The organism is Kitasatospora sp. SC0581 (assembly GCF_048159585.1).
In the GTDB taxonomy this organism is placed as follows: domain Bacteria; phylum Actinomycetota; class Actinomycetes; order Streptomycetales; family Streptomycetaceae; genus Kitasatospora.
The window spans coordinates 25119-39025 of record NZ_JBLRWA010000007.1; the positions used below are offsets into that span (position 1 = coordinate 25119).

Consider the following 13907-nt stretch of genomic DNA (forward strand, 5'->3'; position numbering starts at 1 on the left):
ACAGACATGACCCTTCCCCTGGTGTCGGTGGTCATCCCGCTCTACAACGACGCCCGCACACTGCCCGCCTGCCTGGACGCGGTGACCGCCCAGACCTACCCCAACCTCGAGATCGTCGTGGTCGACGACGCCAGCACCGACGACTCCGCCCTGGTGGCGGAGAAGTACCCGTGCCGACTGGTCCGCCAAAAGCGCAACGCGGGGCCCGCCGAGACCCGCAACCGCGGTGCCCGGGAGGCCCGCGGCGAGATCGTGTTCTTCCTGGACGCCGACGTCGGCCTCTCCCCGACCTCGGTCGCCGCCGCGGTGGAGCGCCTCGCCGCCGACCCGGAGACCGGGTCGGTGTGCGGCATCACCGCCAAGGAGCCGCTGCTGCCGACCACCCGGGTCGGGGACTACCGGATCCTCCAGTCGTACTACTGGCGGATCAGCTCCGAGGGCACCGTCACCCCCTGGTTCTCGGCCCTGGCGGCCATCCGCCGGTCGCTGTTCCTGGACTCCGGCGGGCTCAACCCGGCCCTGCGCCAGACCGAGGAGATCGACTTCGGCGTACGGCTGTCGGCCACCCACCGGATCGAGCTCAGCTCCGCGGTGGTCGGGCGGCACAACGACGAGGAGCAGCTGTCCGGGCTGGTCCGCAAGCTGTTCCGCCGGGCGCGCCTGCGGGTGCCGCTCTACGTGGACCACCGGGGCTTCATGCGCGGGTTCGAGACCCGCTCCCGGGCCGTCGCCGCGCTCGCCGCGGCCGGCGCGGTAGCCTCGCTGCCGCTGGCCCTGGTGTCCCGCCGGACGCTGCCGGCCACCGCCGCCCTGGCGGCCGGCGCGGTGCTCGCCGACCGCGGCTTCCACGCCTTCCTGGTCCGCGAGCGCGGGGTCCCGACGGCGGTCGCGTACACCGCCCTGCACTTCGCGGCGGGCACCGCGGTGACGGCGGGCGCGGCGGTCGGGGCCGGCCAGTGGCTGCTGAGCCCGCGGTTCCGGCGGCTGTACCGGCGCCAGGAGCCGCCGGCGGGCGCCGCCCGTCCGCCGCTCGCCGGTGCCCCCGGCCCGACCACCCCGCCGGCAGGCCGCCCGTGACCACCGACAGCCCCAGGGCCGCCGAAGGCCCCCGCTCCACCGCCCGCCCCCAGCGCGTACTGCTCACCGGCGCGGCCGGCTTCCTCGGCAGCGCCCTGGTCCGACGGCTCGGCAGCTCGCCCGTCCACCGGGTGGTCGCCCTCGACCGCCGCCCGCTGCCGCCCGGACTCGCCGCCCTGCCCTCCGTGGAGGCGGTGGTCGGCGACGTCCGGGACCGCACCCTGCTCGGCCGGCTGGCGGCCGAGGCCGACGTGGTGGTGCACGGCGCCGCCGCCCTGCCGAGCCACCCGGCGGCCGAGATCCGCTCGGTGGACGTCGACGGCACCCGCACCGTCCTGGACGCCGCCCGGCGGGCCGGGACCGACCGGGTGCTGCACATCTCCTCCACCGCGGTGTACGGCCTGCCGGAGCGCACGCCGACCCCGGAGACCCACCCGCTGGTCCCGGTCGACCCGTACAACGCCGCGAAGATCGCGGCCGAGCGGCTGTGCGCCGACTACCGCGACCGGGGCATGTGCGTGCCCGTCCTGCGCCCGAAGACCTTCATCGGCCCGGGCCGGCTGGGCGTCTTCGCGATGCTCTTCGACTGGGCGCTGGACGGCCGGGGCTTCCCCGTCCTCGGCGGCGGCCACACCCTCAACCAGATGCTGGACGTCGAGGACCTCTGCGACCTGGTGACCGCGGTGCTGACCCTGCCGGGCGAGCGGGTCAACCGGGAGTTCAACGTCGGCGCGGCCGAGTACGGCTCGTTCCGCGAGGACTGCCAGGTCGTCCTGGACCTCGCCGGCCACGGCAAGCGGGTCGTCCCGCTGCCGCTCGGCCCGGCGAAGGCCGCCCTGCGGACGCTGGCCGCGCTGCGGCTGTCCCCGGTCTACGGACGCCTCGTCCAGAAGCTCACCCGGGACTCCTGCGTCGACATCACCGACGCCCGCGAGGTGCTCGGTTTCACCCCCCGCCACTCCAACGCGACCGCCATCGAGCGCAGCTTCACCTGGTACCGCGCGAACCGGTCCGCCGTGGCCGGCACCACCGGCCGGACGCACTCCGACCGCTGGCGCGAGGGTGCCCTGCGCACGGTCAAGGTCCTCTTCTGACAGCAGCGAAGGGAACGGAAGTGAGTACTGCGAGCGAGTACCGCAAGGGCCTCGTCGGCCCACCGGTGCATCCGCCCGACGGGGCCACCGGCCCCCCGCCCGCCGACCTGCCCGAGGAGCCCGGCGGGTCCGGGCTGCCCGGGGAGCCCCGGCGCGGCTCGCTGGTGCGCGGCCTGCTCCGGCTGGTCAGACCGTTCCAGTGGCCGAAGAACGCGGTCGTCCTGGTACTGCCCCTGCTGGCGTCCGGCGCCTCGCCGTGGCCGGCCGTCGCCGACGCCCTGCCCGTCCTGGTCCTGTTCGTCCTCGCGTCCTCGGCCACCTACGTCGTCAACGACCTCGCCGACCGGGAGCGGGACCGCCGCCACCCGGTCAAACGCCACCGCCCGATCGCCTCCGGGGCCGTCCCGGTCCCGGTCGCCATCGTGCTCGGCGCCGTCCTCTACCTCGCCCTGCTGGCCGGCTCGGCGGCCGCGGGGGCCGCCGCCGTCCCCGTGCTCGTCTACGCGGTCACCAACATCCTGTACAGCTTCGTCCTCAAGCACGTCTCGGTGGTCGACGTCTTCGTCATCGCCACCGGCTTCGTGCTGCGGGTCTGCGCCGGCGCGATGGCGGCCTCCGTCCCGATCTCCTCCTGGTTCCTGCTCTGCGTCTTCTCGGTCTGCATCCTGCTCGGCTTCGGCAAGCGCCGGCACGAGCTGACCTCGGTGCAGGGCGGGCCCTCGGAGCTGCACCGGCCGGCCCTGCGCGCCTACTCCGTCCCGTTCCTGAACAGCATGGTCACCTTCGCCGCCTCGGTGACCGTGCTCGCCTACGTGTCCTTCCTGCAGAGCGACGCCGCGGCCGGCGGCATGCGCCAGCTGCGGATCCTGCTCTCCACCCCGCTGGCGGTCTTCGCGATCGCCCGCTACCTGCAGATCCTGCTGGTCAGCGAGGGCGGCGGCGAACCGACCCGGACCCTCTTCACGGACCGGACCATGCTCGCCGTCGGCGGACTGTGGCTGACCGGCTTCGGACTCCTGCTGGCGGTGCAGTCATGGTGACGGCCCCTCAGCCCGGGCGCTTCGCGCTCCCCCGGCCCCGGCGGTCCTGGTTCCTCGCCGACCGGGCCGCCACCTGGCCGGTCCGGCTGCTGGCCGCGGTGAGCGCGGGGTGGTTGCTGTTCTGCGCGCTCCAGGAGGCCCTGACCGGCCGGGCCTGGTTCTGGGTCGTCCCCGGGGCCGCCCCGCCCCCGGTCCTGCTCGGCGTCCCGCTGCTGGTGCTGCTGGCCGCCCTCGCCCTCCGGCTGCGCCGCGGCCGCGGCCGGGTGCGCTGGCCCGCCGTCATGGGCGTGCTCTCGCTCGCCGTCGGGCTGGACCAGTCGGGGCTGACGCTGGCCGCGGCGACGGCCGACCGGACGGTGCCGCCCGGCGCGATCCACGTCGTCGCGCAGAACACCGAGTACTGGGGCTCCGACGTGGACCCGGACCGGTTCTACGCCTACCTCAAGGCCCAGAACGCCGACGTGTACCTGCTCCAGGAGTACCTGCACTGGGACGACGCGGCCGGCGCCGACGGCGCCCGCGAGGTGGACGACACCGCCCGGCTGAAGCGCGAGTTCCCGGGCTACCAGGTGGTCACCCGGGGCGAGTTGGTGACCCTCTCCCGGTTCCCCGTGGTGGCGCAGCCGCCGGTCGGCCCGGACCAGGAGCTGCGGGCGCGCGGGGAGGGCGACTGGTCGCGCGTCTTCGCCGGGGCCAAGGTGCTGCGCACCGACCTCGCGGTCAACGGCTCGGTGATGTCCTTCTACAACGTCCACATGCTCGTGCCGGTCGCCTACGGGATGCCCCCGCAGGACTTCCCGGCCGACGTGCACCGCCGGCAGCGGGAGCGCCGGCAGCAGTTCGACGGGCTGGTCCGGGACGTCCGGGCCAACCCCGACCCCCTGTTCATCGCCGGCGACTTCAACACCAACGCCGGCATGGGCGACCTCAACGAGCTGCGCGGCCTCACCCAGGACGCGGCGGACGCGGGCGACACGGTCCTGCCGATGTCCTGGGACGCCGGCAGCTGGCACGACTGGTGGCGCTTCGACTGGGCGTTCACCGCACACGGCTCCCGGACCCACCGCTACTCGCTGAGCAGCCCCGAGGGCACATCCGACCATCTCCGCCAGGACGCCTGGATCACCGGGCCCGCAACGGGAGGCACACATGGCTGATCCGGACGCACGCACGGCCGACGCACGACCAACGGTGTCGGTGATCATCCCCAACTACAACTACGAGAAAACCATCGCGGCGGTCGTCGAGTCCGCCCTCGCGCAGACCTACCCCGTGCACGAGGTGCTCGTCGTCGACGACGGCAGCTCGGACCGCTCCCCGGAGATCGTCCGGCGCTACCCCGTCCGGCTGATCACCCAGCGCAACGGCGGGGTGTCCGTCGCCCGCAACCGCGGGGCGGCCGAGAGCACCGGGGAGATCCTGTTCTTCCTGGACTCCGACATCGCGCTGGACCCGGACGCGGTCGCGAACGCCGTGGCCCTGCTGGCGGAGCAGCCCGACCTCGGCTGCGTCCACGGGGTGGTCGGCAAGCGGGCACTGTTCGACGACGGCCCGGTCGAGCGCTACCGCGTCCTGCACGAGTACTGGTGGCGCCGGCGGGCCACCGGCCGGGTGCGCACCGTCTTCTTCGCCATGTGCGCCATCCGGCGGGAGGTGTACGAGGAGATCGGCCCGCTGGACGAGACCCTGCGGGAGTCCGAGGACGTGGAGTACAGCGAGCGGCTGGCGGCGAAGTACCCGATCCTGCTGACCGAGCGCATCACCGGCCGGCACGACGACGTGGAGCGGCTGGGCGCGCTGCTCGGCGAGCAGTACCGGCGCTCGCAGCTGCTGGTGGCGTTCGCCGGCGCCCACCGCTTCAGCCCCGGGGCGCTCAAGGCGAACCGGATGCCGGGCGTACTGGCCACCGCCGCCACCTGGGGGAGCCTGCCGCTGCTGCTGCTCACGCCCAAGGCGGCCGTCCTCCCGGCGCTGGGCGTGGCCTGGTTCGCGGTGGCGGACCCGGGGCTGGCCCGGTTCGTGGTGCGCGACCAGGGGCTGCGGTACTACCCGGTGTTCGTCGGCTACCACTTCCTGCTGCACACCGCGCTGGTGGCGGGCGTCGCCCGGGGCGCGGTACGGGCGCTCACCGAACGCGGCTTCCGGCGGCCGCGGCACCCGGCGTCATGACGGACGGTGTCACGAAGGACGGCGTCGCGACGGACGGTGTTACAGCGGACGCGTCCGGGGGCGGTCCGGCCGGCCCGCCGCGGGGCCGGCGGCGGCTGCTGACCGCCGTCCTCCTGGTGGCCGGCGTCGCGGGCCTGGTCGCGGTGGCCCGCAACGACGCCTGGAGCCTGGTGACCAGGATGGCGGACGGCTGGTCCCTGGCCCTGCTGGCGCTGTCCGTACTGACGAACGTCGGCGGACTGCTGCTCGGCCTGCTGTCCTGGCGGGCCGTCCTGGACGACCTGGGGCCGCCCGTCGGGCTGTTCGGCAGCGCCCGGATCTTCTTCTGCGGGCTGCTCGGCAAGTTCCTCCCGACCCCGGTCTTCGGGCTGCTCGCGCACATCCAGCTGGGCGCCGAGTACGGGGCCACGGCCGGACGGATGGTCACCACCTACGTGGTCAGCCTGGGCATCACCATGCTGACCGCCTGCCTCGCCGCGCTCGGCATCGCGCCCGCCGTGCTCGGCGGCAACACCTGGTGGCTGGCCCTGCCGGTCCTGGTGCTGCTCTGCTTCGTGGTCCGTCCGGGCCTGATCGGCGCGGCGGTGGAGCACGGCGCCCGGCTGTTCCGCCGGCCGCCGCCGTCCGGGCGCAACTCGCCCCGCGCGGTGCGGGTTTCGCTCGCCCTGGCCCTGCTGTCCTGGTTCTCGGCCGGCCTGCACCTGTGGCTGATCGTGGTCGCCCTGGGCGGGCCGCCCGGCCGCTCGCTGGCGGCCTGCGTCGGGGGGTTCGCGCTCGCCACCGTCGCGGGCACGCTGACGATCGTCCTCCCGGACGGCCTGGGCGCCCGGGAGATGGTCCTGGTGCTGTCGCTGTCGACGGTCGTGCCGGTCTCCACGGCCGGCGCGGCCGCGATCGTCTCCCGGCTGGTCTGCACAGTGGCCGAACTGGGCACCGCCGGGGTAATGATTCTGGTGACCAGGTCGCGGCGGGGCACTGCCCCGGCCGCGCCCGGCGACACCACTGCCGATCCCCCTGGAGGGAAGACTGATGCGGTACCGCAGCCTCGGAGTTGACGGCCAGTCGGCCAGCGTTCTCTGTCTCGGCGCGATGACCTTCGGCACCACCGTCGACGAGGAGACCGCGACGGCGATCCTCGACCGGTTCACGGAAGCCGGTGGGACGTTCATCGACACCTCGAACAACTACGCCTTCTGGGCGCCCGGCGCGAACGGATACGAGAGCGAGGAACTGCTCGGCCGCTGGACGGCCCGCCGCGGCAACCGCGACGACCTGGTGCTCGCCACCAAGCTCGGCGCCCGCCCGGTGCCCGGACTGCCCTTCCCCGAGCACATCGAGGGCCTGTCCGCCCGCGCGGTGCGGGAGGCGGCGGAGGGCAGCCTGCGCCGCCTCGGCACCGACCGGCTGGACCTGTACTACGCGCACGTGGCCGACCCGGCCACACCGGTCGAGGAGACCATGGGCGCCTTCGCCGGGCTGGTCGCCGACGGCAAGGTCACCGCCCTCGGGTGCAGCAACCACAGCGCCGCCCAGCTGGCCGACGCCAACGACCTTGCCGCCGACCGGGATTGGCCCGGCTACCGGTGCGTCCAGCAGCGCCACAGCTACCTGCGGCCGAGGCCCGACGCGGACTTCGGCGTCCAGAAACACGCCGACGAGGCCCTGCTCTCGTACCTCGCGGCGCGGCCCTCGATGGCGCTGCTCGCCTACTCCCCGCTGCTCGGCGGCTCGTACTGCCGCCCGGACCGCCCGCTGCGCGCGGAGTACGAGCGGCCGGAGACGAAGGCCCGGCTGGCCGTACTGGCGGAGGTGGCCGAGGAGACCGGCGCCACCGTCAACCAGGTGGTGCTGGCCTGGCTGATCGGCCACCCCGTCCCGACCGTCCCGGTGGTCGGCGCCAGCTCCGTCGCCCAACTGGAGGAGAGCCTGGGCGCGTTGGACCTCGTCCTCGACGAGGAGCAGCGCCGACGGCTGGACACCGCGGCCTGACCGGACCTCCCGCCAGCCGTCGGGGCCTGTCGTGCGGGACAGGCCCCGGCCCCGTGCCCGTCGGTCAGAGCCAGCCCTCCTTGGCCGCGCGCACCCCCGCCTCGAACCGGCTGCGAGCGCCCAGCCGGTTCATCAGCTGGGAGCTCATCCGGCGCACCGTGCGCAGCGACAGCCCGAGCCGCCGCGAGGCCACCTCGTCGGTGCAGCCGATGCTCAGCAGGAGCAGCAACTCCCTTTCCTGGGGCGTCAGATCGTGCTCGTTGCGGCGCGGGTCCTGACCGAACGGCGTGCCCGCCGCCCAGAACTCCTCGAACAGCAGGGCCAGCGCGCTCACCACCCCCGGGGTCCGCACCTCCAGCGCGCCCGCGCGGCCGTCCTGCGGGTCGATCGGCACCAGCGCGGTCTCCCGGTCCACCACCACCAGCAGCAGCGGCAGGAAGGGCACCGTGCAGGCCTGCCCGCCGAGCCGGGTGAACCAGCGGACGTACTCCAGCGTCGCCGGGTCGTTGCGGAAGCTCTCCTGGTAGACGCTCCTGATCCGCACCCCGCGTTCCAGCGCCTGCCGGTCCAACGGCTCGCTGGCGTCCATGGTGTCCGGCAGCTGGGCGCCGCCGGGCAGCAGCGACAGGCACTCGCGCTCGGCGGTGGAGGCCAGGTCCTCCAGCCGCTTGCGGACCATGTCCAGCCCCTCCAGCCGGTGGATGACCTCGTACCGCGAGGCCCGGTTGGCGTTGAACCGGGCGCTCAGCGCCGTCACCGCCTGCTCGGCGGACTCGATCTGCCGCTGGCGCCGGCTGAGGTCCGCGGTCGCCCGCGAGAGCAGGAACCCGAACCCGACGTCCGGGTTGAACGGCACCGCGTCCCGGCAGCCGTCCTCCAGGTTCACCAGGTCCAGCTCGGCCAACCGGTTCAACGCGACCCGCACCCGTTCCTCACTCCACCCCAACCGCTCGGCCATGTCGACGACCCGGAACCCCGGCTCCTCCACGATCAGCCGGTACACCGCCTCCGCCGACGGTTCGATGCCCAGCACCTCAAGCACAGCAGATACCCCCGTATGGTCCCGCTCGTCACCACAGGGAGGCTAAGCCAGCTAGCCGACTAGGTCTATACCAATATTTCTCGGATGCCCACCGCCCCGCCCCGGGAACCCGGCCACCGCCCCACGCCCCCGAGGAGCACCCCTCAGGGGCGTGGGCACGGCCGCCCGTGGGTTCACGGCATCAGTCGCGGTGGACCAGCAGGGTGCCGCCGGCGAGGACGGCGCTGGCGACCAGCGCCCAGGCGGTCTGTCCGTGCAGGACGAGGACGGCTCCGGGGGCGGCGCCGGCGAGCATGGTGACGACGGAGAGGATCTTCCTGCGCTGGCGGGCGGCGGCGCCCCCGGCGAGGCGGGAATCGGCGGCCAGACCGGTCAGGGTGAGGGTCAGCACGGTGGTGGTGAGGTCCGGCACGCCGAGGCTGCGGACGGTGCCGTTGCGGATGCCCATCGCCAGGGCGAGCAGGGCGATCACGACGTACTGCGCGGGCCCGTCCGTGCCCCGGACGAAGACGACGGCGGCGGCGACGCCGTAGAGCGCGGCTTCCAGGGCGAAGACCGTGCCCAGCCGGGCAGCGCGCCGGGGTCCGGGGGGCCGGGTGGCGAGCCGACCGGCCAGGAGGGCGCCGAGGAGGAAGGCGGCGAGGGAGGTCAGGGAACCGGTCACGGAGAAGCCGGGCGCTCCGGCGAGGGCGAAGGCGATGACGACGACGTTGCCGGTCATGTTCGCCGTGAAGACGTGGCCGAGGCCGAGGTAGCTGACGGCGTCGATGAGACCGCTGACCAGGGTGAGGCCGAAGAGGGCCAGGGCGAGCGGGTGGCGGTCGTGGATCTGTGGTCCGGGTGGTGGGGTGGTGGTGCGGGAATCGGCTGCGGGCGTGGTCACGACGGCTCCTCGGTCCGGCGGGGGGGGATGACGGGCGGGGACAAGCGGCCGGGGACAAGCGGCCGGGGACACCGCCGCGCTCCGGCGGTGCCCCCGGGCTGGTCCGGCTCCTGATCAGAAGAAGCAGGGATCCAGCGGCACCTGCGCCTGTCCGGGCAGCGCGAGGCCGCGCGCCGCGCGCCAGGCGTGCTGCTCGCCGGAGGCGGCCACGGCCTCCAGCACGCCTTCGGCCTGGCGGACCCCGGCGGCCAGGCCGGGGGCGGGGGTGGCGTGGTAGCCGCCGAAGCGGGTGACCGGGCTCCAGGAGGGCGTCACCGCGGGCAGGCCGGGGGCCAGGCCCTGGTGTTCCGCGGCGGCGTGGACGATCCGCCCGCCGACCACGGTGAGGACGGACTCGATGTGCGGGATGTCGGCCTCGGGCACGGTGAAGTAGTCGGCGCTGAGCAGCGCGAGGTCGGCGTAGCTCCCCACCGTCAGACGGCCCTTGACCTCTTCCTCACCGGTGAGGCGGGCCCCGCCGAGGGTGTAGAGCTCCAGGGCCTGTTCGCGGCTGAGCCGGTTGTGCTCGGCCGCGAGGCGCCGCCCGGAGACGGCCCGGCCGGAGACCAGCCAGTGCAGGGAGACCCAGGGGTTGTAGGAGGAGACCCGGGTGGCGTCGGTGCCCGCGGCGACGGTGAGGCCGCGGTCCAGCATGGCGCGCAGTGGCGGCGCCTCGGCGGCGGCGGGGGCCCCGTAGCGGGAGACGAAGGCCTCACCCTGGAAGGAGAGGCGGTTCTGCACCGAGATCGCGCCGCCCAGGGCCGCGATCCGGTCGAGGCTGTCCGGGCTGACGGTCTCCGCGTGGTCGAAGAGCCAGCGGCCGCCCTGCGGGAAGAGGCCCTCGGCGGCGAGCTTCTCGAAGACCGCGAGGTCGCGGCGGATCGTCTCGTCGTAGGTGGCGTGCAGCCGGAAGCCCCAGCCGTGCTCCGTCAGCAGCCGGACAGCCTTCTCGAACTCCGTCTCGTAGGAGCCGAGTTGTGGCCTTGGTTCGGTAAAGTTCTCGAAGTCGGCGGCGGCCCAGGTGAGGTTCTCCCCCGCTCCGTTGAGGCGCAGCCAGGCGTCACCCTCCCCCGGGCGCACGGTGTTGACCCAGCGGGTGAGGTCGTCCAGCTCCTGCCCGGCGGTCTGCGGGAAGAGGTGGTAGGCGATGCGCAGGCTCAGTTCGCCCCGACGGGCGAGTTCCATGACGGTGCCGTAGTTCTCGGGGAAGCTCTGGAAGCCGCCGGCGGCGTCGATCGCGGAGGTGAGGCCGAAGCGGTTCAGCTCGCGCAGGAAGTGCCGGGTGGAGCCGATCCGGTCGGCCTCGTCCAACGTCGGGGCCTTCGCCAGGGTGGAGTAGAGCAGCAGGGCGCCCGGGGCGGCGATCAGCAGGCCGGTCGGTTCTCCGTCGTGGCCGCGCACGATCTGGCCGCCGGTCGGGTCCGGGGTGTCCCGGGTGAAGCCCGCGGCGCGCAGCGCGGCACGGTTGAGCAGCGCCGACTGGTAGAGGTGCAGCACGAAGACGGGGGTGTCGGGTGCCGCCGCGTTGAGCTCCCCCAGGGTGGGCAGCCGACGCTCGGCGAACTGGTCTGCGGACCATCCGCCGACCACCCGCACCCACTGGCCGGGCGGGGTGCGCTCGGCCTGCAGTCGGAGCATGGCGAGCGCCTCGCGCAGCGTCGGGACGCCGTCCCAGCGCAGCTCCAGCACGTAGTTGAGGCCGCCGCGGATGACGTGCAGGTGCGCGTCGTTGAGGCCGGGGACGGCCCGACGGCCGAGCGCGTCGACCACCCGGGTACCGGGGCCGACCAGCGGAGCGACGTCCGCGTCGTCGCCGACCGCCTGGATCAGTCCGTCCCGGACGGCCACGGCGGTGGCCTGCGGGCGGCGCGGGTCGTTGGTGTGCACCTTGGCGTTGCGGACCACGAGGTCGGCGGGCTGCTCGGGAGCGCCGGGGCGGATTCCGGCGACGGGCATGGTGGACAAGGGAGGTCCCTTCGTTGGGTGGTGTTCGGTGGTGGGGGTTGCGGGTGTGCGCGGGGTCAGTGGAATCCGAGCGCGGAGGGAGTCACTGCCGGGCGCTCGTGCTCGGTCGGCGCCCGTCCCGCGGTCGGGTCGACTGTCACGTGGCCGACGCTGAACATCCCGAACTGCATGGGCTGCCGCCTTTCCGCTGGCTGCTCGCGGCCCGACGGGGCCACCCGGCGAAACCTAGGCAGCCGACGGTGCGCGAAGGACTTCCGCAGCGCATGACCAGTGGCCCCGCAGCGCACTGAGGCGCTCGACCGGCTCGCCTCGGCCCGTCGTGCGTTGTCAGGACAGTCCCGGGCGCACAGCGGGCAGAACACCGGGGGCGGCCCGCACTAGCGTCGTTGGACGAGGCACCCCGGCAGTCCGGGCAGATGCCTGATGCAGCGTCAATTTTCTTTGCTCACAAGGAAAGAGGAGACCCATGGTCGACTTCGCCAACGTCCACGCCGCCCCGAGCCCCGACCTGCTCACCCCCGACAACGCGATGATGCTGTTCGTCGACCACCAGCCGCAGATGTTCTTCGGCACCGGCAGCGGCGACCGCACCGCGATCATCAACGCCACGGTCGGCCTGGCGAAGGCCGCGAAGATCTTCGGCGTTCCGACGGTGCTGTCCACCGTCGCCGCCGAGTCCTTCTCCGGCCCGATCCTCCCGCAGCTCAAGGCGGTGTTCCCCGACCAGGAGATCATCGACCGCACCAGCATGAACGCCTGGGAGGACGAGGCCCTGGTCGAGGCGGTCAAGGCCACCGGCCGCACCAAGATCATCCTGTCCGGCCTGTGGACCGAGGTCTGCCTCGTCCTGCCGGCCCTCTCCGCGCTGGGCCAGGGCTACGAGGTCTACGTCGTCGCCGATGCCTCCGGCGGCGTCAGCCCGCTGGCCCACGAGCACGCCCTGCAGCGGATGACCGCCGCCGGCGCCGTGCCCGTCACCTGGATCCAGGTCCTGCTGGAGCTCCAGCGCGACTGGGCCCGCGCCGAGACCTACGTCCCGGTGACCGAGCTGGTCATGGAGCACGGCGGGGCCTACGGCCTGGGCCTGGTCTACGCCCACTCCATGATCGACCCGCACGCCGCCGGCTGACGGACCGCACCGAACCAACGGAGTCCGACATGAACACCGGCCTTCTCCTGCTGCGCCTGGTCGCCGGCCTGCTGATCGCGGGCCACGGCGTCCAGAAGATCAGCTTCCACCTCGGTGGCGGCGGCCTGGAAGGCGGCAGCGCCGAGTTCCGGGGCGACGGCTTCCGCGGCGGCAAGCTCACCGCGCTGTCCGCCGGCGGCACCCAGATCGGGGCCGGACTGATGCTGGCCGCCGGTCTGCTCACCCCGCTGGCCGGCGCGGGCCTCATGGGCGTGATGACGGTCGCCCTGACGGTCAAGTGGCCGCACGGGCTGTGGGTGCAGCACGACGGGTACGAGTTCCCGTTCGTCCTGATCGTCATCGGCGCGGCGCTGACCGCGACCGGCCCCGGCCAGTGGTCGGTCGACGGCGCCCTCGGCCTGGCGCACTGGCCGCTGTGGTGGCTGCCCGCGGCCGTGGTCGCCGGGGTGGGCGGCGGCCTGGCCACCCGGCTCGCCCTGCACCGCGCCTGAGGCGGCCGCGACCGGCGGTCCCGGGCCCCTGGCGGCGCAACCGCCCAGGGGCCCGGGACCGCCGGGTACACCGACGCGCGGCTGAGGCGGACGTCGCAGCCGAAGTCACAGAGCAAACGGGCGGCCGCCGAGGCGGTTGTCGCCCCGAGGACACGAAGTACCGAGAGCAAGGAGCGAAATCATGGTGGTGGCGTCGAGAGAAGACGAGCGGGTGCGCGAACCGGACCCGACGGTGGCCGGGATCGAGACGCCCACGGGCACGGAGGCGGTGGCCGGCACCGGAGCCGAGCCGGACGTGCACGCGATGACACGGATCACCCTGCGGCCCATCGCCTCGCCGATGCCCCTGGGCTTCTTCACGGTGGCCATCTCCTCCGTCGTGACCAGCAGCCTCCAGCTCGGTCTGATCGACGGCGCGAACCGGCAGGCCGTGGCGCTCACGGTCTTCTCCGCCTTCGTGCTCCAACTCCTGGTCAGCATCCTCGCGTTCGGCGCGCGTGACGTCATCGCGGCGACGCTGATGGGCGGATTCGCCGGCGCCTGGCTGGCCAACGGCCTGGTCACGTCGACGGACGCCCACGGCGGGGCGCAGGTGCTCGGCGTGATGAACCTGGTGTTCACAATCTTCGCCGCGCTGATGGCATCGGTGGCCAAGCCGAAGAAGGTGCTGTGGCTGCTCCTGCTGGTCGCCGTGCCGCGCTACTTCGTCGCCGGCGTCTACGGCCTCTCGGGCGCGGCCTGGCTGGGCCACGCCGCCGGGGCACTCGGCCTGCTCCTCGCGGCGGTCGCGATGTACGCCGCCTACGCCCTGATGCTGGAGGAGCTTCGCGGCCGGGAGGCCCTGTGGATCGGACGCAGCGGTCCCGTGCGGGACGCCATGCACGCGGGACTGGCCGACCAGCTGAACCGGCTGGAACAGCAGGCGGGTGTGCGCCGGACCCTGTAGCCGGCGGCCCGTCCGACCGCCC

The 13907-nt window shown here is 73.8% G+C and carries 13 protein-coding genes; 10 read left to right on the forward strand and 3 right to left on the reverse strand.

Annotated elements, in window-relative coordinates:
* Positions 1-6: 6 nt before the first annotated feature.
* From ACLWS4_RS14175 to ACLWS4_RS14205, 7 genes are read left to right on the forward strand one after another with little or no spacing between them, the layout of a single operon-like run.
* On the forward strand, positions 7-1077 hold the full coding sequence (locus tag ACLWS4_RS14175) for a glycosyltransferase family 2 protein (RefSeq protein WP_416874282.1): 1071 nt from the start codon (positions 7-9) through the stop codon (positions 1075-1077).
* On the forward strand, positions 1074-2171 hold the full coding sequence (locus ACLWS4_RS14180) for an NAD-dependent epimerase/dehydratase family protein (RefSeq protein ID WP_416874283.1): 1098 nt from the start codon (positions 1074-1076) through the stop codon (positions 2169-2171). Before ACLWS4_RS14175 ends, ACLWS4_RS14180 begins: the two co-directional genes overlap by 4 nt.
* Before the next feature lie 20 nt (positions 2172-2191).
* Positions 2192-3211: a decaprenyl-phosphate phosphoribosyltransferase gene (locus ACLWS4_RS14185; RefSeq protein WP_375877123.1), complete on the forward strand. Its 1020-nt coding sequence runs from the start codon at positions 2192-2194 to the stop codon at positions 3209-3211.
* Positions 3205-4368, forward strand: coding sequence for an endonuclease/exonuclease/phosphatase family protein (locus ACLWS4_RS14190; protein WP_079272117.1), 1164 nt, complete (start codon positions 3205-3207; stop codon positions 4366-4368). The genes ACLWS4_RS14185 and ACLWS4_RS14190 overlap by 7 nt, the downstream gene beginning before the upstream one ends.
* Complete coding sequence (locus ACLWS4_RS14195) at positions 4361-5380, forward strand: glycosyltransferase family 2 protein (protein ID WP_117487062.1); 1020 nt, start codon at positions 4361-4363, stop codon at positions 5378-5380. Before ACLWS4_RS14190 ends, ACLWS4_RS14195 begins: the two co-directional genes overlap by 8 nt.
* A complete protein-coding gene (locus ACLWS4_RS14200; protein ID WP_416874284.1) occupies positions 5377-6435 on the forward strand; it encodes a lysylphosphatidylglycerol synthase domain-containing protein in 1059 nt (352 codons plus the stop codon). Before ACLWS4_RS14195 ends, ACLWS4_RS14200 begins: the two co-directional genes overlap by 4 nt.
* Complete coding sequence (locus tag ACLWS4_RS14205; protein ID WP_416874285.1) at positions 6410-7369, forward strand: aldo/keto reductase; 960 nt, start codon at positions 6410-6412, stop codon at positions 7367-7369. Before ACLWS4_RS14200 ends, ACLWS4_RS14205 begins: the two co-directional genes overlap by 26 nt.
* 64 nt (positions 7370-7433) lie before the next feature.
* Here ACLWS4_RS14205 and ACLWS4_RS14210 read toward each other — a convergent pair whose 3' ends face one another.
* The 3 genes from ACLWS4_RS14210 to ACLWS4_RS14220 form a co-directional block, all read right to left on the reverse strand.
* Positions 7434-8411 carry a helix-turn-helix domain-containing protein gene (locus tag ACLWS4_RS14210; RefSeq protein WP_049656999.1) on the reverse strand — a complete coding sequence of 326 codons (978 nt, stop codon included), beginning with the start codon at positions 8409-8411 and terminating at the stop codon, positions 7434-7436.
* A 181-nt stretch (positions 8412-8592) separates the two neighbouring features.
* A complete protein-coding gene (locus ACLWS4_RS14215) occupies positions 8593-9294 on the reverse strand; it encodes a YoaK family protein (protein ID WP_388045120.1) in 702 nt (233 codons plus the stop codon).
* Positions 9295-9408: 114 nt separating this feature from the next.
* Positions 9409-11289, reverse strand: a complete 1881-nt coding sequence (locus ACLWS4_RS14220; RefSeq protein ID WP_416874376.1) for an amidohydrolase — start codon at positions 11287-11289, stop codon at positions 9409-9411.
* Between the two features lie 475 nt (positions 11290-11764).
* On the opposite strand from ACLWS4_RS14220, the gene ACLWS4_RS14225 reads away from it, so the two are divergent.
* The 3 genes from ACLWS4_RS14225 (at position 11765) to ACLWS4_RS14235 (ending at position 13885) form a co-directional block, all read left to right on the forward strand.
* The gene (locus ACLWS4_RS14225) at positions 11765-12427 is read left to right on the forward strand and encodes a hydrolase (RefSeq protein ID WP_388045119.1); all 663 of its coding nucleotides are present in this window, start codon (positions 11765-11767) and stop codon (positions 12425-12427) included.
* A gap of 29 nt (positions 12428-12456) precedes the next feature.
* Positions 12457-12939 (forward strand): DoxX family protein, encoded by a 483-nt coding sequence (locus ACLWS4_RS14230; RefSeq protein ID WP_380462156.1) that lies wholly within the window; start codon positions 12457-12459, stop codon positions 12937-12939.
* A 181-nt stretch (positions 12940-13120) separates the two neighbouring features.
* Positions 13121-13885 carry a GPR1/FUN34/YaaH family transporter gene (locus tag ACLWS4_RS14235; protein WP_416874286.1) on the forward strand — a complete coding sequence of 255 codons (765 nt, stop codon included), beginning with the start codon at positions 13121-13123 and terminating at the stop codon, positions 13883-13885.
* The last annotated feature ends 22 nt before the right edge of the window (positions 13886-13907 follow it).

Coding starts and splice junctions, on each gene's coding strand:
- ACLWS4_RS14220 (WP_416874376.1), bottom strand. CDS start 11,289: ATGCCCGTCGCCGGAATCCGCCCCGGCGCTCCCGAGCAGCCCGCCGAC.
- ACLWS4_RS14190 (WP_079272117.1), top strand. CDS start 3,205: ATGGTGACGGCCCCTCAGCCCGGGCGCTTCGCGCTCCCCCGGCCCCGG.
- ACLWS4_RS14205 (WP_416874285.1), top strand. CDS start 6,410: ATGCGGTACCGCAGCCTCGGAGTTGACGGCCAGTCGGCCAGCGTTCTC.
- ACLWS4_RS14225 (WP_388045119.1), top strand. CDS start 11,765: ATGGTCGACTTCGCCAACGTCCACGCCGCCCCGAGCCCCGACCTGCTC.
- ACLWS4_RS14175 (WP_416874282.1), top strand. CDS start 7: ATGACCCTTCCCCTGGTGTCGGTGGTCATCCCGCTCTACAACGACGCC.
- ACLWS4_RS14235 (WP_416874286.1), top strand. CDS start 13,121: ATGGTGGTGGCGTCGAGAGAAGACGAGCGGGTGCGCGAACCGGACCCG.
- ACLWS4_RS14195 (WP_117487062.1), top strand. CDS start 4,361: ATGGCTGATCCGGACGCACGCACGGCCGACGCACGACCAACGGTGTCG.
- ACLWS4_RS14200 (WP_416874284.1), top strand. CDS start 5,377: ATGACGGACGGTGTCACGAAGGACGGCGTCGCGACGGACGGTGTTACA.
- ACLWS4_RS14230 (WP_380462156.1), top strand. CDS start 12,457: ATGAACACCGGCCTTCTCCTGCTGCGCCTGGTCGCCGGCCTGCTGATC.